The organism is Paraburkholderia sediminicola, assembly GCF_046027355.1.
Classification (GTDB): Bacteria; Pseudomonadota; Gammaproteobacteria; order Burkholderiales; family Burkholderiaceae; genus Paraburkholderia; species Paraburkholderia sediminicola_B.
This window is the reverse complement of record NZ_JAQQEK010000014.1, coordinates 108,195-125,485: the sequence shown is the minus strand read 5'-3', so window position 1 is coordinate 125,485 and position 17,291 is coordinate 108,195. Positions and strand designations below refer to the sequence as shown.

At 61.1% G+C, this 17,291-nt stretch carries 17 protein-coding genes; 8 read left to right on the top strand and 9 right to left on the bottom strand.

What is annotated here, in order from left to right:
* Positions 1–12: 12 nt before the first annotated feature.
* Both PQR42_RS23940 and pcaQ read right to left on the bottom strand, forming a co-directional pair.
* Entirely contained in the window at positions 13–1,146 is a 1,134-nt protein-coding gene (locus PQR42_RS23940; protein WP_408386917.1) for a 4-hydroxyphenylpyruvate dioxygenase family protein, read from the bottom strand.
* Between the two features lie 251 nt (positions 1,147–1,397).
* Entirely contained in the window at positions 1,398–2,381 is a 984-nt protein-coding gene (gene pcaQ / locus PQR42_RS23935; RefSeq protein WP_408386918.1) for a pca operon transcription factor PcaQ, read from the bottom strand.
* 108 nt (positions 2,382–2,489) lie between these two features.
* Between pcaQ and pcaH the strand changes: the two genes are divergently transcribed.
* Positions 2,490–3,194, top strand: a complete 705-nt coding sequence (gene pcaH / locus PQR42_RS23930; RefSeq protein WP_408205278.1) for a protocatechuate 3,4-dioxygenase subunit beta — start codon at positions 2,490–2,492, stop codon at positions 3,192–3,194.
* 3 nt (positions 3,195–3,197) lie between these two features.
* Positions 3,198–3,785 (top strand): protocatechuate 3,4-dioxygenase subunit alpha, encoded by a 588-nt coding sequence (pcaG, locus tag PQR42_RS23925; protein ID WP_408386919.1) that lies wholly within the window; start codon positions 3,198–3,200, stop codon positions 3,783–3,785.
* A gap of 147 nt (positions 3,786–3,932) precedes the next feature.
* Here the strand turns inward: pcaG and PQR42_RS23920 are convergent, their stop codons facing one another.
* Both PQR42_RS23920 and PQR42_RS23915 read right to left on the bottom strand, forming a co-directional pair.
* Positions 3,933–5,165 (bottom strand): serine hydrolase, encoded by a 1,233-nt coding sequence (locus PQR42_RS23920; protein WP_408386920.1) that lies wholly within the window; start codon positions 5,163–5,165, stop codon positions 3,933–3,935.
* Positions 5,166–5,319: 154 nt separating this feature from the next.
* Entirely contained in the window at positions 5,320–5,583 is a 264-nt protein-coding gene (locus tag PQR42_RS23915; protein WP_408205281.1) for an H-NS family nucleoid-associated regulatory protein, read from the bottom strand.
* A gap of 467 nt (positions 5,584–6,050) precedes the next feature.
* On the opposite strand from PQR42_RS23915, the gene PQR42_RS23910 reads away from it, so the two are divergent.
* From PQR42_RS23910 to PQR42_RS23900, 3 genes are all read left to right on the top strand, one after another.
* Complete coding sequence (locus PQR42_RS23910) at positions 6,051–6,686, top strand: LysE family translocator (protein WP_408205282.1); 636 nt, start codon at positions 6,051–6,053, stop codon at positions 6,684–6,686.
* 295 nt (positions 6,687–6,981) lie between these two features.
* The gene (locus PQR42_RS23905; RefSeq protein WP_007178877.1) at positions 6,982–7,185 is read left to right on the top strand and encodes a cold-shock protein; all 204 of its coding nucleotides are present in this window, start codon (positions 6,982–6,984) and stop codon (positions 7,183–7,185) included.
* Between the two features lie 290 nt (positions 7,186–7,475).
* A complete protein-coding gene (locus tag PQR42_RS23900; RefSeq protein ID WP_132383764.1) occupies positions 7,476–7,700 on the top strand; it encodes a hypothetical protein in 225 nt (74 codons plus the stop codon).
* Positions 7,701–7,834: 134 nt separating this feature from the next.
* Here PQR42_RS23900 and PQR42_RS23895 read toward each other — a convergent pair whose 3' ends face one another.
* Complete coding sequence (locus PQR42_RS23895; protein WP_408386921.1) at positions 7,835–9,466, bottom strand: acyl-CoA synthetase; 1,632 nt, start codon at positions 9,464–9,466, stop codon at positions 7,835–7,837.
* 154 nt (positions 9,467–9,620) lie between these two features.
* Here PQR42_RS23895 and PQR42_RS23890 point away from each other — a divergent pair, with 154 nt between their 5' ends.
* The gene (locus tag PQR42_RS23890; protein WP_408386922.1) at positions 9,621–10,367 is read left to right on the top strand and encodes a Crp/Fnr family transcriptional regulator; all 747 of its coding nucleotides are present in this window, start codon (positions 9,621–9,623) and stop codon (positions 10,365–10,367) included.
* A gap of 181 nt (positions 10,368–10,548) precedes the next feature.
* The gene (locus PQR42_RS23885; protein WP_408205285.1) at positions 10,549–12,108 is read left to right on the top strand and encodes a methyl-accepting chemotaxis protein; all 1,560 of its coding nucleotides are present in this window, start codon (positions 10,549–10,551) and stop codon (positions 12,106–12,108) included.
* A 111-nt stretch (positions 12,109–12,219) separates the two neighbouring features.
* Here PQR42_RS23885 and PQR42_RS23880 read toward each other — a convergent pair whose 3' ends face one another.
* Positions 12,220–12,573, bottom strand: a complete 354-nt coding sequence (locus PQR42_RS23880) for a transposase (RefSeq protein WP_408493826.1) — start codon at positions 12,571–12,573, stop codon at positions 12,220–12,222.
* Positions 12,574–12,905: 332 nt separating this feature from the next.
* Between PQR42_RS23880 and PQR42_RS23875 the strand changes: the two genes are divergently transcribed.
* Positions 12,906–13,988, top strand: coding sequence for a porin (locus PQR42_RS23875; protein WP_408205400.1), 1,083 nt, complete (start codon positions 12,906–12,908; stop codon positions 13,986–13,988).
* 139 nt (positions 13,989–14,127) lie between these two features.
* Here PQR42_RS23875 and PQR42_RS23870 read toward each other — a convergent pair whose 3' ends face one another.
* The 3 genes from PQR42_RS23870 to PQR42_RS23860 all read right to left on the bottom strand — a co-directional run bounded on the left by PQR42_RS23870 (position 14,128) and on the right by PQR42_RS23860 (position 16,792).
* Positions 14,128–15,261 carry a porin gene (locus tag PQR42_RS23870; protein WP_408205287.1) on the bottom strand — a complete coding sequence of 378 codons (1,134 nt, stop codon included), beginning with the start codon at positions 15,259–15,261 and terminating at the stop codon, positions 14,128–14,130.
* Positions 15,262–16,208: 947 nt separating this feature from the next.
* Positions 16,209–16,382 carry a hypothetical protein gene (locus PQR42_RS23865; protein WP_408205288.1) on the bottom strand — a complete coding sequence of 58 codons (174 nt, stop codon included), beginning with the start codon at positions 16,380–16,382 and terminating at the stop codon, positions 16,209–16,211.
* A 203-nt stretch (positions 16,383–16,585) separates the two neighbouring features.
* Entirely contained in the window at positions 16,586–16,792 is a 207-nt protein-coding gene (locus PQR42_RS23860; RefSeq protein WP_408386923.1) for a hypothetical protein, read from the bottom strand.
* Between the last annotated feature and the right edge of the window lie 499 nt (positions 16,793–17,291).

Here is a 17,291-nt window from a genome sequence, read left to right as displayed (position 1 = left end):
TCACTCCAAGCCTTAAGCGCCGGCTTGTTCCCGCGCTTTGGCCAGCGCGCTCAGATTGCCTTCGCCGAAGCCATGGTGACCCTGGCGTTGAACGATCTCGAAGAAGATTTCGCCGGCGCGGCGCCGCACGAAGGTTTGGAAAAACAGTAACGGCACGCCGTCCGCGCCGATCTCGCCGTCCACCAGCACGTGCGTACGCTTGAGCCGCGCGACGTCGAGCCCATGACCCGGCAGGCGCGCGTCGAGTTGCTCGTAATAGCGCGGCGGCGGCTCGACGAACTCGACGCCGTTCGCGAGCAATTGTTCAACGCACGCGAAGATGTCGTCGGTCGCGAGGGCGATGTGCTGCACACCTTCGCCCGGATGGTCCGGCAGATACTCGTGCATCAGGTTGGTCCGGCTCGTGCCTTCCTCGTACAAAGGCACGCGGATCGCACCGCACGGCGACACCATCACGCGCGATTCCGCCGATACATGCCAGTTGGCGTGCAACTCGTGAATCTCGCGGAAGTTGAGCAGGTCGCGATAGAAGTCCAGCCATTCCTGCATCCGGCCCTCGCCGACCGTTTGCGTCAGATGATCGACTGCGACAAGGCCGTTGCCCGCATGACTCAAGTCGGCATGCGCCGTATCGATCTCGATGGGCCGGAAGTCGATATCGAAGATCGAGATGTCGCCGAGGCCGCCACGCTGGCCGCCGCGGCCGCGCCAACGGTCGACGAAATAGATATGCGAGTCGCCAATGCCCTGGATGGCCGGAATCAGCAACTCGCCGGCGCCGATCTTCTCGCCTTCGAACGCCCATGCGCCGAGTTCTATCGCGCGGTCGAAGGCGCGCTGTGCGTCCGCCACGCGAATGCCGATCGCGCAAATGCCCGCGCCGTATTCCTCGGCATAGCGCGCGGCGAACGAATCCGGTTCGGCGTTGATGAGGAACTGCATCTCGCCCTGGCGATAGAGCGTGACGTCCTTGCTGATGTGACGCGCAATCGCCTTGAAACCGAGCTTGGTGAAGGTTTCGCCGAGCGCCTGCGGATCACGCGCGGCGAACTCCACGAATTCAAGGCCGGCAGTGCCGAGCGGATTGTGCTCAGGCGCCGACACGGCGCGCAGCGCGGCGTCTGGAGTGGGCAAGTCGCTGGGCATGACAATCTCCTTTACAGTCTTTCGACGCTGTTTCCGCTGTTTCTGATGTTCGGTGCAAGCCGTCGCCACACCCTTAGTGTGACACCGCATGCGTGGTGTGCCGCAGCATTGCGGCCTGCGACGGCCTTTGCACCGTGTTTGTACACCGGGTAGCCGGGCGTCCGCAACCTTCATTTTGTACCGGATGGTTCACACGACAACGCGCGCGCATGCCTCGTGGCACTCAACAGCATGATCGAGTACCGGGCGCCCTATTTGCGGCTTCGTTTCTGCGCCCTCTTACCAGCCGCCTTATCCGCACTCGACGCCATGCGCTGCTGCGCGACCTCGCGCACCGCCTCGATAAACGCCCGCCCGACCGGCGACGGCTGCGTGTCCGAGCGCCGGATCAATCCGACCGGCTCGCCGGTGCCGGCAAAGGGCAACGGCAAACGTACCAGCATGCCGTGCGCCAGCTCGTATTCGACGGCGCTCAGCGGGACGAACCACACCGCGCCGTTCTCGAGCGTCAATGCGCGGCCCGTCGAAACCGACAATACCTCGACGAACGCCGACAACGGCGGCACGCCCCACGCGCTTAACAGACTGTCCGCCGATTGCCGGATCAACGTGCCGAACGGCGGCAACACAACCGGAAAATCCTCGAGCGAGGTGGCCGGCAAACCCGCGCCCGCCGCCAACGGATGCCCTGCGCGCACCACCGCGATCAACGGCTCGCTGAATAACTGCTCGAAACTGAGTCCGACCATCCGCTCGGGATCGGCCAAGCGTCCGACCGCAAATTCGATCGTGCCCGCTTTCAGGCGCTCGAGCAATTCCGGGTTGGCGCCCGTCGCGAGGCGCACGATCACGCGCGGCCACAGCGTGGCGAACCGCTTCAGCACCGGCGGCATCAATGCCGCCGCGACGGTCGGCAGAATGCCGATTTCCAGCGTGGCCGCGGCTGCGCCTTCAGCGCGCGCCAGCAGATCGACACCCTGGCGCAATGCGCTAACGCAAGCGCTCGCGTGCGGCATGAAGAGTTGCCCCTCGCGGGTCGGCACGGCGCCGTGGCGGCCGCGCTCGAACAGCTTCACCCCGAGAATCGCTTCGAGTTCGGCGACTGTCTTCGACACTGCGGGCTGAGTGATCGACAGGCTGTCGGCCGCCCGCTGGACGCTGCCGAACTGCGCGACGGCCAGAAAGCACTGGAGATGACGGAATTTGACGCGGCTATCCGCGAGACTGCGTTGCATAACGGCAGGTTATACGAAAAGGGCGAAAACGTCATTTTGCATAACCGCTCAGGTTGGATAAAGTCTTTCCATAACGCCGTATCCCACAATTCCTCGAAGGAGACACTGATGGACGATTCCTTTCTCAGCGCGCGTGACTTCACGTCGCATCCCGCTTACGTCTACCCCGGCTACGGTTCGTCGGTCAAACGCGGCCCGACGCGTCCGCTGATTCCGCTGAAAGAAAAGCTGCGCGACCAGCGCGTGCCGGTCTACGGCACTGAAGACCTCGGCGCGCTCGATCACGACCTGACGCGTAACGCCGTGCGCAATGGCGAACCGCTTGGCGAGCGCATCATCGTGACGGGCCGTGTGCTCGACGAAGGCAACCGCCCAGTGCGCAACACGCTGGTCGAAATCTGGCAAGCCAACGCCGCCGGCCGCTATGTTCACAAGGCCGACCAGCACGACGCGCCGCTCGACCCGAATTTCCTCGGCGCGGGCCGCTGCATCACGGACAACGAAGGCCGCTACCGTTTCCTGACGATCAAACCCGGCGCGTACCCGTGGGGCAACCATCCGAATGCGTGGCGTCCGAACCATATCCACTTCTCGCTCTTCGGCGACCATTTCGGCTCGCGCCTCGTTACGCAGATGTACTTTCCCGGCGACCCGCTGCTGGCGTTCGATCCGATTTTCCAAGGCACGCCGGAGCACGCCCGTGACCGCCTGATCGCGGATTTCTCGCTCGACACCACGCAAGAGGCCTATGCGCTCGGCTACGACTTCGACATCGTGCTGCGCGGCCGTAACGAAACTCCGATGGAGCGCTAAGCCATGACGACCCTCAAACAAACGCCTTCGCAAACGGTCGGACCTTACTTCGCGTACGGTCTGTGCCCGCAGCAGTACGATTTCGACTTCAAGAGCCTGTTCACGCCGGTTCTGGCTGACCGCGAAGCGGCCGGCGAGCACATCACGATCGTCGGCCAGGTGTTCGACGGCGACGGCAAGGTGATCGGCGACGCCATGCTGGAAGTGTCGCAGGTGGACGCGAATGGACACTTCCCGGAGTCGCGCGAGGAAATCCTGAAGACCGGCTTTCGCGGTTTCGCGCGCGTGGGCACCGGCACGGATCCGCACAAACGCTTCGTCGTGGAAACGGTGAAACCGGGCCGCGTCACTCCGGATGAAGCGCCGCATCTGAACGTGATCCTGACCATGCGCGGCATGCTGCTACACACTTTCACGCGCGTCTATTTCGAGGACGAAGCCGCGGCGAACGAGAAAGACCCCGTGCTGGCAGCGGTTCCAGCGGACCGGCGCGATACGCTGATCGCGCGCCGCGAGCCGAATGTGGCGAACGTTTACCGTTTCGATATCCACATGCAAGGCGATAAGGAAACCGTATTTTTCGATCTTTGACGCGGTTTTTCTACACTTTCATATAGCTTTCACATACACTGAGCATGATCCTTCTAGCGACTGGATCGCGAAACTCCGAGTAGTTGAGCCCGCCTTGTGCGGGCTTTTTTTTGGTCTCCTTGGACCTTTTTATCTGATGAATTCCGCTTACCGCAGCGAACAGCGCAGCCAGCGGCTGATTCTCACCACGTCGGCAATGTGATCGTGCGCGCCTGGCGCACCCAACACCACGATGTCGACCGGCCTGCCATGCACCCTCATTCGCACCACAACGCAGTGCCCGGCCTCGTTGATAAAGCCGGTTTTCTGCAGCACGATCGAGCGGTCGCCGCCTCGCACCAGCACATTCGAGTTGTGATAACTGAGGCTCGCTCGCCCGCCGCCGGGTAAAACCACTTGCGCGCGATCGGTGGAATAAGCGCGAATCAGCGGGTAACGGCTGGCCGCGGCGACCAGCAACGATAAATCCCGCGCGGTTGAAACGTTTTGCGGCGACAAGCCCGTGCCATTCACGAACGACGTACGCCGCATACCGAGCGCGCGCGCCTTCGTGTTCATCGCGGCGACGAAACCCGGACGGCCACCCGTGTAATCGCGGCTGAGCGCGGCCGCGGCGCGGTTCTCCGACGACATCAGCGCAATATGCAGCATGTCATGGCGTGACAGCGTCGAACCGACGCTCAAACGTGAACCGGTGAACTTGTCGAAATCCTGGTCCTGCACCGTGACGTTAAGCGGCGCGTTCAATGCATGCCTCGCATCGAGCGACACGACCGCTGTCATCAGTTTGGATACCGAAGCAATTGGCATGACGCGGTCAGCCTGCTTTTCGGTAAGCACGGTTTGCGTTCGTTCGTCGACAACGTAGACGGATCTGGCGCGCAGCAACGCGCGCGATTTCGGCGTATAGCCGCAGCGCGCCAACAAGCGAAGCCCCTTATGCGGCATCGACGCGCGCGACGCTGACGCATGTTGCGTATCGCGCTTTGCCGCCAACTCCGCGGGGCGCCTCGCACCGCGCGGATCCCGCGCAGTGCGAGCAGCTTGCCGGCGATGTTTGGGTGTGATTTTGCTGACATGCATCGTCCGCTCGGTGCTCGTCACGTGCTTGCGCTTGTGTGCGACACGACGCCGGGCCTTGCCGGCAGTCGCCTTCTTCGCTTTGCTCGAGCGTTTGGCTTTCGCTTTGGACGTGTGCTTCGTGGACGGTTCAACGTGCCGGCTCGCGCGCGCGGACGGCTGCCGTGCAGGCTCGTGGGCCGCACCAAACGACCAGCCGATATTCAGCCACAACAGGCCGAATACCGCGAGACAGCGAAGCCATGCAGGGAAACGAAAAGCAGGAAATTCAGATGAAGGAGTTCGACGACCGTACGGCATGCAGCTTCCAGTTCTGTGCCGCATGCGCCCGCATGAATGGGCACGGAATCGGCAACGACCTGCCGATCTTAAGGCAGATCGCGCATGCGATCAACGGCAAAGGAACGCGCCGACAGGCTATGCGACAACCACACGCAAGCGGCAGACGCCACCCTTAGCAACGGAAATGATCGATGTTCTGTCCAGCGTAAATTGCACGCGCGAGCCAGTCTGGTTTATCACCGTGACCGTCCCACGTATTGCCGTAGGCGTCGCGATACATCACGGCCCGCGTCGTAGCCGCGTCGGCTTCGATCGCTTCGGCGAGCGCTTCTATCGTAATGCCGTATTCTTCCATGCGTCGGCGGATCCATACGACCAGGCGCTCACGCGCATTCCCGTCGAAGTCGAGCTGCCGTTGTTCTCCAAGCTCTTTCATAACGTACCGGTGTCGCGGCTGATAATGCTCGCGTTAGAAAAACAAAAGGCTTCGCTAAACAACGCGAAGCCTATGCGTGATTCAGATGGCTCAAGTGCGAATCGAACTCGCGATGCCTCTCCCGATGCGGGAGAACTCGCACCTGGAAATCATGCCCATTAAATCTTGGATTATGGGGAATTCGTCGGCAAACGGATCGAATTGCGCTCGTGTCTCGCCCCGTTGTTCGGGGCTGCTTCAGCGTATGGAAAGCGATTCTAGCATCCAATTTCTTTTGCTTGCAGCAATGAATTGTTAGTCCGCGATGCAGGGCATTTCAATTCCCATTGGCGTATCCAGACTGCGAGCAGAAACGGCAATAGTCATCGACAAGAAATGAGCGCGCAGCAAAGGCAAACAAGCAAAGCCTCGCTCTCTCATGTTATGTTTCACTGACTAGCACGCTAGCGCATAGGAGACACTCGACCATGACCGCTTCAACCGCCATCATCACCATCCTCGCCGCACTCCTGTTAGGCGCCATGAGTCCGGGACCGAGTTTCGTCATCGTCGCCCGTAATGCAATTGGCTTGTCGCGCGGCGATGGTCTCGCCACCGCCATCGGCATGGGCGTCGGCGGCGTGTTCTTTAGCGGCATCGCGTTGCTCGGCCTTTATACCTTACTGGCGAGCGTCGAATGGCTCTACGTCGGCCTGAAAGTGGCAGGTGGGCTCTATCTGATCTACCTGGCGTCGAAAATCTGGCGCGGCGCAGCCAAACCGCTCGCCTTCGATGCCACGCAAGCGGTCCCGGCCAATGCCCGCAAATCTTTCTGGATCGGCTTGAGCACACAACTCAGCAATCCGAAGACAGCCGTGTATTACGGCAGCATCTTCGCGGCCCTGCTGCCGCAACATCCGCCGCTGTGGTGCTACTTTGCATTGCCGCCTGCGATCTTCGCTATCGAAGCCGGCTGGTACACCGTCGTCGCATTGTGCTTTTCGAGCAAGCGGCCGCGCGAGATTTATCTGCAATGGAAAGCCTGGGTCGATCGCGTCGCCGCGAGCGCAGTCGCCGCGCTGGGACTGCGCCTGATCCTGACGGCACACAAAGTGGGCATCTGAAACGCGTTGCCGCTTGAACGGCATGCCGTGCCGCGCGGCATGGCATGCCGGAACCAGGGCCCTATCGGCAAGCGCCCAGCGCAAACCGTCCGCGGCACCCGGCAAAACAGTTACAAGATAAGTGTTGACGCTGGTACACCCCGGCGGTTACTGTGGCATCCGAAGTTCAAGAAGTTCGATTGCTGTTCATCAATGTCTCGCTCCCTCAGCGGTATTCGTTGTCCTCTCCCTCCTTGACGCTTCACACGCTCTTGCACAGAGCACATCTTTCTATTTTTTACCTCAAGGATTCTTCATGGATACCGGTACCGTTAAGTGGTTCAACGACAGCAAAGGCTTTGGCTTCATCACCCCGGACAAGGGCGGCGACGACCTGTTCGCGCACTTCTCCGAAATCAGCGGCGACGGCTTCAAGACGCTGGCTGAGAATCAGAAGGTGAGCTTCGAAACGAAGCAAGGCCCGAAGGGTCTGCAAGCGGCTAACATCAAGCCGATGTAAGTTTGAAGGGCTCGGTGTCCGGCAAACGGACATCGGGCTGCAGCGACATCCTCGCGGAGCTTTGTCTCCCACAGTTGGCGCGATCGCTTTGAGCTGCATGTCATTCAAGCAGCTTGCCTGAGCGCCAAACGCCTCGTTGCACCTCATTCTCCCCTCCGGCTTCAACGCCCATTTTTTCGCTTTCCGACTGCGTCAGGATTCGGCTCGCAATGGCTTGAATCAGCTCGTCCGCGCGACTCGTACAAGGGTCCGCAAGGCTGGCGCGCACTCGAACATCATTAAAATATAAAATGCAAAACAAACATATTCATCACTACAACGGCTATGCCGTCAAACCCTCGGCGCACCGTTTGCCCGATGGCACTTTTTCATCCAATCTGCTGCTCGAACGCGCCGACAGCGCGCGTACCGAAGGGCGCTACCAGTTCTATTCGCTCGATTACTTCACGAACGAAGAACAGGCTTTGCAGCACTCGGCACGCTGGGCGCGTCACTGGGTCGACACGCGCGGCTAAGCTCGCGATCGGCGTGCGATCCTGCGCGGTGACGCGCACGTGATCCACGCGCTCACGTGCGCTTATCCTGCGGCACGAATTACCGGCAATGGGCGTGCCATTCGGCACGCCATACCATCACGTACGTGACAGCATCATGGCTTTTCTTCTGCCTTGATGCGCGCGCGCAGTTCGAACTTCTGAATTTTCCCCGTCGATGTCTTCGGCAATTCGCCGAAACGCACCGCTTTCGGCAACTTGTATCCCGCAAGAAAGAGCCGGCAGTGCGCGATGATCTCTTCCGCGCTCACCTGAGCGCCCTCCTTGAGCTCGACGAAGGCGCACGGCACCTCGCCCCACTTCGGATCCGCCATCGCCACCACGGCCGCTACGGACACCGCAGGGTGACGGTACAGCGTGTCTTCGACCTCGATGCTCGAGATGTTCTCGCCGCCGGAAATGATGATGTCCTTACTGCGATCGCGAATGCGGATATAGCCATCGGGCATCCGCACGCCGAGATCGCCGGTATGGAACCAGCCGCCCTCGAAGGTGGCTTCCGTCGCGCGCTCGTTCTTCAGATAGCCCTTCATGCAGATGTTGCCGCGGAACATGATCTCGCCGATCGTCTCGCCATCGTCAGGCACGGGTGCGAGCGTGTCCGGGTCGAGCACGGTCACCGCGGCCTGCAGGTGATAGCGCACGCCCTGACGCGCGTTCAGTTCGGCGCGCGCGCTGTCGTCGAGCGTCTCCCACTCCTCCTGTTTTGCGCAGACCGCGGCCGGCCCGTAGGTTTCGGTGAGTCCATACACGTGCGTGAGATCGAAGCCGATCTCCTTCATCTTCGCGATCACCGCCGGCGCGGGCGCCGCGCCCGCCACCATCGTCGACACGCGATGCTCGATGCCCTCGCGCCATTCGGCCGGCGCATTCGCGAGCGCGCTCTGCACGATCGGCGCGCCGCAATAGTGCGTGATGCCTTCACGGCGAATCAGATCGAACACCGTCTTCGCATCGAACTTGCGCAAACAGACGTTGACGCCGGCACGCGCGGCCACCGTCCACGGAAAACACCAGCCGTTGCAGTGGAATAGCGGCAAGGTCCACAGGTAGACCGCGTGTTTGGGCATATCCCACTCGAGGATATTGCTCAGCGCGTTCAGATACGCGCCGCGATGGTGATAGACCACGCCCTTCGGATCGCCGGTCGTGCCGGAGGTGTAGTTCAGCGCAATCGCGTCCCATTCGTCGGCCGGCAGGCTCCATGCGAATTCGGGGTCGCCGGATTGCAGGAACGCTTCATAGTCCGTGGCGCGGATGAATTGGGCGGGATCGGCGGGCATCGCGTCCGCCACGCTGATCACGCGCAAGTTCGGAAACTCCAGTGCGGCGCGATGCGCGAACTCGCCGTATTCAGTATCGACGATCAGCGCCTTCGCCTCGCCGTGGCGCAGCATGAACAGCAGCGACGACACGTCGAGCCGCGTATTCAGCGTATTGAGCACGGCACCGGCCATGGGCACGCCGAAGTGCGCTTCTATCATCGGAGGAATATTGGGCAGCAAGGCCGCGACTGTGTCGCCACGCTGAATGCCGGCTCGCTGCAGCGCGCTGGCCAGACGCCGGGCGCGCTCGTAGGTCTCTCGCCAGTTGCGGCGAATCTCCCCATGGACGATTGCCGGCCGCTCACCGTAGACTTCCGCTGCGCGCACGATGAAATCGATCGGCGTTAGTGGGACATAGTTGGCCTCACGGCGCTCGAGGCCTGCTTCGAACATGTGCTTCATCGGATCGTCTCCAGAGGCGCTAGTCGCGCCGTCGATTATTCTGATTGATGAACTAGGCTAACAATTGTCATGGTGAACTGTCTGTCATTCAAATGACAGAGTGGCGCGCCCTGGCGCTTCTGCACTCACCTCAGCCCGAAAACCGCAAGCTGCCATGAACGACGCTCCCCTCACCGCCCCCGCCGACGCCCGCCCGCGCAGGCCGGAACGGGTCGCGCGCGCCGATCTGCCGAGCCTGTTCGCCACGTGCGCGTGGTTCCGGGCGCTCGCCGCCGAGCATCAGGCCTTGGTGCTCGCCAGCGCGCACGCTGAGCATCTGGAAGGCGGCGCATGGATCGCGCGGCGCCAGGAGCCGTCCGACTACTGGATCGGCGTGCATTCCGGCCTCATCAAACTTGCCATCTACAGCCCTTCGGGACGCAGTTGCACGCTGTCCGGCGTGCCGCGCGGCGGCTGGTTCGGCGAAGGCAGCGTGATCAAGCGTGAACTGCGCAAATACGACGTAGCGGCGATTCAGCCCTCGCTGGTCATGTTCGTGCCGTCGGAGACGTTCCACGCGCTGCTGGAGTCGAGCCTGCCGTTCACCGGCTTCGTGATCCGGCAATTGAACAACCGCATGGGCGAATTCATCGCGTCGATCCAGAATAGCCGGCTGCTCGATGTCGATGCGCGCGTCGCGCAGTCGCTCGCGCAATTGTTCAACCCGGACCTTTATCCCGACACCGGCCGCACGCTGGCCATTTCGCAGGAAGAAGTCGGCCTGTTGGCGGGCGTTTCGCGTCAACGGATCAATCAGGCGCTGCAAAACCTCGAACGGCTGCAGATTCTGCGCCTCTCGTACAACCAGATCGATGTGCTCGACCTCGAACGCCTGGGCGCGTTCGGCCGGGAACAGATCTAGCGCCCACACCTCGTCGGCCTCCTTTTGCCCCGCCATGTCTCGACGGCAGCCGGCGCGCGGCCGTTCGACTGTTTTTTGAGCAACCGGATAAAGAAAGCGCCGCACGCGCCGTTATGCGAGCTATGCAGCGCAGATTGCAGCCTCTCCCCATTCCGAGCCCAACGTATTGTCGAATCCGATAATGAACCGTCTGACACTGAAACAGAAATTGTGGGTGCCATTGCTGCTGTGCTGGGCTGCGCTCCTGATCGTGACCATTGTGAACGCGTACGAAGCACGTAACGGTCAAATGGACGCACGGCGCGCGGATCTGGCCGATGTCACCGACATGGCGGCATCGATCGTTGCGGACTATGCGAAACAGGCCGACGCCGGCAAACTCTCCGCCGACGACGCCAAGCAACAAGCCATTGCCCGCGTCAATGCCCAACGTTACGGCGCATCCGGCTACGTGACGATCGTGCGCAGCGATTCGGTCATGATCGATCATCCTATGAGCCCGAAGCTGAACGGCAAGGACATGAGCGGCTTTCGCGACGCCAAAGGCAACGCGCTGTATCACGACATCGCCCAGGCCGGCGGCTCGGCGGCCGGCGCCGGCTACCTGCGCTACTGGTGGCCGAAACCCGGCGAAACGACGCCTAGCGAGAAGATCGGCTACGTGAAGCGCTTCGGCCCGTGGGGCTGGGACTTCATCGCCGGCGCTTACATGGACGACATTCAGGCGCAGTTCTACACCACGCTCGCGCGCTCGGCCGGCATGCTGGTGGTACTGGGCGTGATCGTGTCGTTCGTTGCGTCGCGCGTGGTGCGCAGCGTGTCGCGCTCGATTGGCGGCGAGCCTTCCACGGCGGCCGCGATTGCGATGCAGATCGCGCGCGGCGATCTGGCCACTCGCATCGACCTGCGCCGCGACGACAAATCGAGCCTGCTGTTCTCGTTGCGTGAGATGCGCGATCAACTCGCGTCCACCGTCGCGCGGATCAAGACCTCGGCGGAAACGATCACCGTCGCTTCGAAAGAAATCGCCGCGGGCAATCTGGATCTGTCGAGCCGCACCGAGGAACAGGCCGCGTCGTTGCAGCAGACCGCGGCCAGCATGGACGAACTCACCAAGACCGTCACGCAGAACGCCGACAATGCGGCGACCGCGTCCGAACTGGCTAGCGACGCGTCGGCCATCGCCGCGCGTGGTGGCCAGGTAGTCAACGACGTGGTCGAGAAAATGGCGGGCATCACCGATAGTTCGCGCAAGATCGGCGAGATCATCAGCGTGATCGAGGGCATCGCGTTTCAGACGAATATTCTGGCGCTGAACGCCGCGGTGGAAGCCGCGCGCGCTGGCGAAGAGGGCCGCGGCTTCGCGGTGGTCGCGGGCGAGGTGCGCAATCTCGCGCAGCGCAGCGCGACCGCGGCTAAGGAGATCAAAGTGCTGATCGATCAGTCGGTCGCGCAAGTCGGTGAAGGCTCGACGCTCGCGGGCAAGGCGGGCAGCACGATCGGCGAGGTGGTCGATGCGGTGCGCCGCGTGACGGCCATCATGAATGAGATCTCGGCGGCTTCGAAGGAACAGAGTTCAGGTATCGGCGAAGTCAATCTCGCGATCCGTCAGATGGACGATGTGACGCAGCGCAATGCCGCACTCGTCGAGCAGGCCGCCGCCGCGGCCGGTTCGCTCGATGAGCAGACCGAGCAGTTGCGACATGCTGTCGCCGTGTTCAAGGTCGAGCAAACTGCATGATTGGGTGACGGTCGGTCTTTGCAGCGTCGCAGACCTTCTGACCGATCAAACAAGGCTGTCGCCGAAAACCGGGTGACAGCCTTTTTTTATTTGCCATTGCGAAGTCGCTGACTATGCAGCACTCACACCGCTCCTTCGCGTGACAGGCCGCTCCAGGATCGCATCGGTCTCGAACAACGTGAACACGATGTCGGCCAGCACACCGGACTTCTTCCAGCGCAGGTAGTAGCGATGCGCCGTCTGATACGGCGCATAGCGCTCCGGCATCGCGCTCCAGGGCGCGCGTGCGTGCAGCACCCACATCACGCTATTCACCACCCAGCGGATATCGATGCTGGGACGCCCACGCCGAGGTCCAAGAGCCTTCATTTCAGGCAGCAGCGGCACGATGCGATGCCATTGCTCGTCAGTGAGATCGTAAGTGGTCGGCAAATGAGGCTGTATGTTTCTGGCGGAATTATCCATGCGGTAAAAGCGCGCGGCCGCAGCATATAGGCTGGCGTCGCCGCGAAATAGCGTCTATCAATCAATGGATTTCAGACTAACCGAAGCACGCTTCCGCGAAGGTTAACTCTTGTCAGACTGCCCCGGAGAATTATCAGAAACTGCAATAAGTTGTTGCGCTAAAGGCTTTTTGGCGCGACGAGGGTGCTGGTCTATCATCGGCGCGCCGGCGCATGGCCAGCTTGCGCGCGCCGGACTCGAATGAAAAATCCATAACCACATAAGCAGGAATTTCAGTGAGACAAATAAGACTCCTCAAGACCGCCGCCATCGTGGGTGGCGCAGCCCTCGCGATGACCTCCGAGCATGCCTCGGCACAGAGCTCGATCACGCTGTACGGCGTCGCCGACGTGAGCGTTCGCTATTTGACGAACTCCAACGCCAAAAACGATGGCCGTCTGTATATGACGAACGGCGCGATCACCAACAGCCGCTGGGGTCTGCGCGGCTCGGAGGATCTGGGCGGCGGACTGAAGGCGATCTTCGATCTGGAAAGCGGCATCAATCTGCAGGACGGTTCCGCCTCGGACAGCCAGCGGCTCTTCAACCGCAATGCGTATGTGGGCCTGAGCAGCCAATACGGCACGCTCACGCTCGGCCGTCAGAAGACACCGTTGTTCGACCTGCTCGGCGACACCTATGACCCGCTCACGGTCGGCAACTACTTCGAGAATTCATGGCTGCCGGGCGCGCTCGGCGCGGGGCTCTATGCGGACAACGCCGTCAAATACACCGGCACGTACAAAGGCCTGACCATGGCCGCGATGTATTCGTTCGGCACCAACTCGGAATCGACCGGCGCGGGCGGTTTCTCCGGCCAGGTGCCGGGCCATCTCGGCGCGGGCACGATGTACGGCTTCACGTTGTCGTATGTGGCCGGCCCGTTGAGCGTCGCAGGCGGCGTGCAGCAGAACAGCGACAACAGCAATCACAAGCAGACCATCTTCAACGCGAACGCCGTGTATGCGTTCAGCACGGCGAAGGTGTACGTCGGCTATCTGCATTCGAAGGACGACACGGGTTTCGTCGACAGCGCGCTGGCGCAGCAGACGCTCGTACCCGGCGTCGATATCCTGAAGGGCTCAGGCCGCGTCGACAATGGTCCGTTCGCCGGCGTGACGTGGCAGGCGACACCCGCGCTCACGTTGACGGGCGCGGCGTACTACGACCACATGTCCAATGCGGCGATCGGCAATGGTCAACTGGGTAGCGGCAATCGCTATACGTTGGTGGCGTTGGCTGAGTACGCATTGTCCAAGCGCACCGAGGTGTACGGTACGGTCGATTTCGACAAGGTATCGGGCGCTGCCTCGGTCGAATTGCCGGGCAAGAGTAATCAGACCGGCGTTGCACTCGGTCTGCGTACGATTTTCTAAAACAGGCAGGGCCGCTTGAGCCCTGCACCGCGGGCGGCATCCGGCATTGACGCAGGATGCCAGCCATCGCGAATCGCGCGCATAAAAAAAGGTGCCGCGAACGGCACCTTTTCGTACAACAACCAGCTTCTGTTGAAGCTTAGAAGCGGTGACGCAGACCGACCGTAGCAGCCGTCTGGTTCTTCGACGACGACGGCAGTTGCGTGTTGTCGCCGCTGTAGATCGAAGCGACACCGCCGTCGCCCATTGCGTGCTGGTACACGGCTTGAGCGTAGACGTCCGTACGACGCGACAGCGAGTAGTCAGCCTGCAGGCCGATCTGGTGGTAACGCACCGACTCCGAACCACCGTTCGCGCCAACGCCGTAGCCCTTGCCGTCCGTGAACGTGTAAGCAACGCCCAGGCCCAGAGCCGGGGTCACGTTGTACTTGCCGTTGACTTCGTAGTTGTTAGCGCGCAGCGTTTGCTGACCGGCCGTGAAGTTGTCCGAACGCGATTGCGTCCATGCCAGACCGACGGTAGCCGGGCCGAAAGCGTACGAACCAGCAACGCCGAATTCACGTTGACGGAAGTTGCCGACGTTGCCTGCCAGTGCGTTGACGTACGAACCGTCCGAAGCGCCGGTGTTGCCTGCGCCCGGGTTGTTCTGCTGTGCGTAGGCAGCGCCCAAACGCAGACCTTGCCACTGGTATGCAGCACCCACGCTGTATTCGCGGTTGTTTGCGAATGCGCCAGCCTGGTTCGAGAAGCCGTACGTGCCGCCGAACGAGAAGCCAGCGTAGTTAGCGCTCGAGTACTTGACCGAGTTGTTGACTGCGTAGCCGCCGTTCGTGTTCAGGTTGTCGTTGTTGAACGGGTGCGCGAAGTACGTACCGCCCCAACTGCCCGTTGCGGTCAGCGGTGCCAGGTAGTCTTGAGCTGCGTCATATTGACGACCCAGCGTGACCGTACCGAATTGCGCGCTCGACAGACCGACGAACGCTTGACGGTTGAACATGCCGTTGTTGTTAGCGAACTTGCCGTTGTTGATGTTGAAGCCGCTTTCCAACGTGAAGATTGCCTTCAGACCGCCGCCCAGGTCTTCCGAACCGCGCAGACCGAACATGCTTTGGTTGATGCCGCCGCTACCGGCTGCCCACTTGGAATTGTGGTTGACGTTGCTCGTGTACGTCAGGCCCGCGTCCAGCAGACCATACAGGGTCACGCTGCTTTGTGCGTGAGCGACGGAAGCGAACGATGCGGCAACCGCAACGACGATGAGACTCTTTTTCATGCGTGGGACTCCTGTTCGATAAATTTACGCGGGGAGCGGGACCTGCCTCGGCAGCGCGTGCATGGCACCGTTGCCGCCCTGTTCGCCGACCCGTTTCGGATCAGCCGGGCACCCTTGAAACGAAGCGTGAGTGTAGGGGGACGCCCTGGTAGCGAGGCGGGCAATTCACGCAACAGGATTTTTCGGAATCAGCAACAATCGAAATGCCACGGACATTAAGTCATTGTTTTTCCGACGTTAATTACGAGATTAGGCGACTGTCGCACTTGCCGTGGACATAAGTATTTTGCAACTTCTCAATATTGCCAGTTGTGTGTATGCAACAGCGTTTTAATATTCCTGACGTAATCGGGTCGGAACGATTAAAAAATCAGAGACATCTGATTGCCCGGAAATGAGGCAATTAACCGCATGCATTCAGTCCGGTGTAAATTTATTTTAGAAAACCGGGAACTTAATTGAGTTGGTAATGTCGGTTTGATCGAAGTGATTAGCCCGTGCAATTGGTTTTGGCCATTAACTTCTTTTGTTGCGGCAAATCGATTTAATGACGCGCTTTTACTCTCACGCTGTTCGGTAGAGCGTTTCGATAGCGCTGAGCGGTCCCGCGCGCACCGCGGCACGCGTACTGCCTGTGTGTCTGCCCGCACGGGCGGGTAACCACATTCGGACCCAGGAAGTGCCCGTAAAACTCGCTGCCAGCCGGTCCGACGGAGTTCGTAGTGCGAGTCCGCACACTCTGAGGCCGCTTCACAAACCCCGTGCGTCGAAGGTGAAAGCCTTCGGCACGGGCGTTGCCCGGAGGTGAAATGCGGCGCCGACCGCCGCGTGACAAAAACCCGTGCTGAAAGCGGATGGCACAGATCGAACAGCCTTCCGCCTTCATTAAACGGCACGAGCGTGCCATTTTTTACACGGAGTTTCCCTAGTTCCCGGCAACCACGGTCTCATGGCTGTCCTTGCGATCGCCGGAGCGCCTCCTCGTCCTCGGGAGACGCGCCCGGCGCAAGCGGATCGGTTTCGGATGGCGCGCCGGGCAACGGACGCGGCTGCTCGCCGGGTTCATCGAGCGGCTGGTTGGCGGGATCGGCTACGGGGTCGATGGTCGGATCGGTTTGCATAGTGAGCGTCCTGAGGATGGGAATGTCTCCCAACGCTCAGCGCGCAACGGCTATTCCCGAGGTTCCGGTGCCACGGTCGAATCGCTCCGCCTTCGCGCGGCCGTCTCGATCGGTTGATGTCCGGCTGTAGAAATTGCCCCGGCGTGCGGCGAAATTTTCAACGCCTGATCGCAAGACTGCCTACGCCGAGTCGTGTCACGAGACTAATGACGATCGAGCCGCGAGCGCGGCGTCTCGTCGCCCGAACCGGTCAGGAACGGTTCCAGCCCGAACAGCCAGGCAAAGCAGAACGTGACGCGCGCCAACGTGCTGATCTGGCGTCGCGGCGCGCTCTCGCCGCCGCCTTCCAGCGGCGTGGCCAGCAAGGGTTGAGTCTGCACAAACTCAGTAGCGGTGTGGTCGGGTCGCATGGTCGTTCTCGTTATTGATATGGTTTGGAAGCCGAGCTTGTGCAAACGACGTGCCGCTATTGCGGACGGCGTGCGGACCGACTGGTATTCAGGGTAGCGCTGCCATCGCAAGCAAGACTGTATGCCGGACCACTAAATGAGAGTCAGGAAATGACACGGCGCATTCCGCGGATCCGAGATCGAATCGGACGGAGTTTGTGACGGCAATAGCCAGAGGCCGGGAGATATACCGAGGGTTGAAGTGCGCTGATCAATACGCTCGTTTGAACCCGCAACAATCGATTCGAAGCGCTTTAAAGCGCCCCCATGCAGCGGTGAACCAACGGTATCCAGCCTTTCACATAACCGGACAGAAACCCGCCGCACGTAGCTTAATAGCGCAGTGGAAGCGACATATCACCGCGCCCGATATCCGCTGCACGCCATAATCGTTTTTCGGGGCAAGCTCACTCTACCGGGGCGGCATGTATTCTGACGCGGGGGTCTTAGGCCGGCGGCT

What these genes read in the sequence shown, in the direction of transcription:
- PQR42_RS23870 (WP_408205287.1), bottom strand. Translation starts at nt 15,261, where the DNA reads ATGAAAAAGAGTCTCATCGTCGTTGCGGTTGCCGCATCGTTCGCTTCC.
- pcaQ (WP_408386918.1), bottom strand. Translation starts at nt 2,381, where the DNA reads ATGCAACGCAGTCTCGCGGATAGCCGCGTCAAATTCCGTCATCTCCAG.
- PQR42_RS23940 (WP_408386917.1), bottom strand. Translation starts at nt 1,146, where the DNA reads ATGCCCAGCGACTTGCCCACTCCAGACGCCGCGCTGCGCGCCGTGTCG.
- PQR42_RS23910 (WP_408205282.1), top strand. Translation starts at nt 6,051, where the DNA reads ATGACCGCTTCAACCGCCATCATCACCATCCTCGCCGCACTCCTGTTA.
- PQR42_RS23905 (WP_007178877.1), top strand. Translation starts at nt 6,982, where the DNA reads ATGGATACCGGTACCGTTAAGTGGTTCAACGACAGCAAAGGCTTTGGC.
- PQR42_RS23860 (WP_408386923.1), bottom strand. Translation starts at nt 16,792, where the DNA reads ATGCGACCCGACCACACCGCTACTGAGTTTGTGCAGACTCAACCCTTG.
- PQR42_RS23915 (WP_408205281.1), bottom strand. Translation starts at nt 5,583, where the DNA reads ATGAAAGAGCTTGGAGAACAACGGCAGCTCGACTTCGACGGGAATGCG.
- PQR42_RS23885 (WP_408205285.1), top strand. Translation starts at nt 10,549, where the DNA reads ATGAACCGTCTGACACTGAAACAGAAATTGTGGGTGCCATTGCTGCTG.
- PQR42_RS23875 (WP_408205400.1), top strand. Translation starts at nt 12,906, where the DNA reads ATGACCTCCGAGCATGCCTCGGCACAGAGCTCGATCACGCTGTACGGC.
- PQR42_RS23890 (WP_408386922.1), top strand. Translation starts at nt 9,621, where the DNA reads ATGAACGACGCTCCCCTCACCGCCCCCGCCGACGCCCGCCCGCGCAGG.
- PQR42_RS23900 (WP_132383764.1), top strand. Translation starts at nt 7,476, where the DNA reads ATGCAAAACAAACATATTCATCACTACAACGGCTATGCCGTCAAACCC.
- pcaH (WP_408205278.1), top strand. Translation starts at nt 2,490, where the DNA reads ATGGACGATTCCTTTCTCAGCGCGCGTGACTTCACGTCGCATCCCGCT.
- pcaG (WP_408386919.1), top strand. Translation starts at nt 3,198, where the DNA reads ATGACGACCCTCAAACAAACGCCTTCGCAAACGGTCGGACCTTACTTC.
- PQR42_RS23895 (WP_408386921.1), bottom strand. Translation starts at nt 9,466, where the DNA reads ATGAAGCACATGTTCGAAGCAGGCCTCGAGCGCCGTGAGGCCAACTAT.
- PQR42_RS23880 (WP_408493826.1), bottom strand. Translation starts at nt 12,573, where the DNA reads ATGGATAATTCCGCCAGAAACATACAGCCTCATTTGCCGACCACTTAC.
- PQR42_RS23920 (WP_408386920.1), bottom strand. Translation starts at nt 5,165, where the DNA reads ATGCCGTACGGTCGTCGAACTCCTTCATCTGAATTTCCTGCTTTTCGT.
- PQR42_RS23865 (WP_408205288.1), bottom strand. Translation starts at nt 16,382, where the DNA reads ATGCAAACCGATCCGACCATCGACCCCGTAGCCGATCCCGCCAACCAG.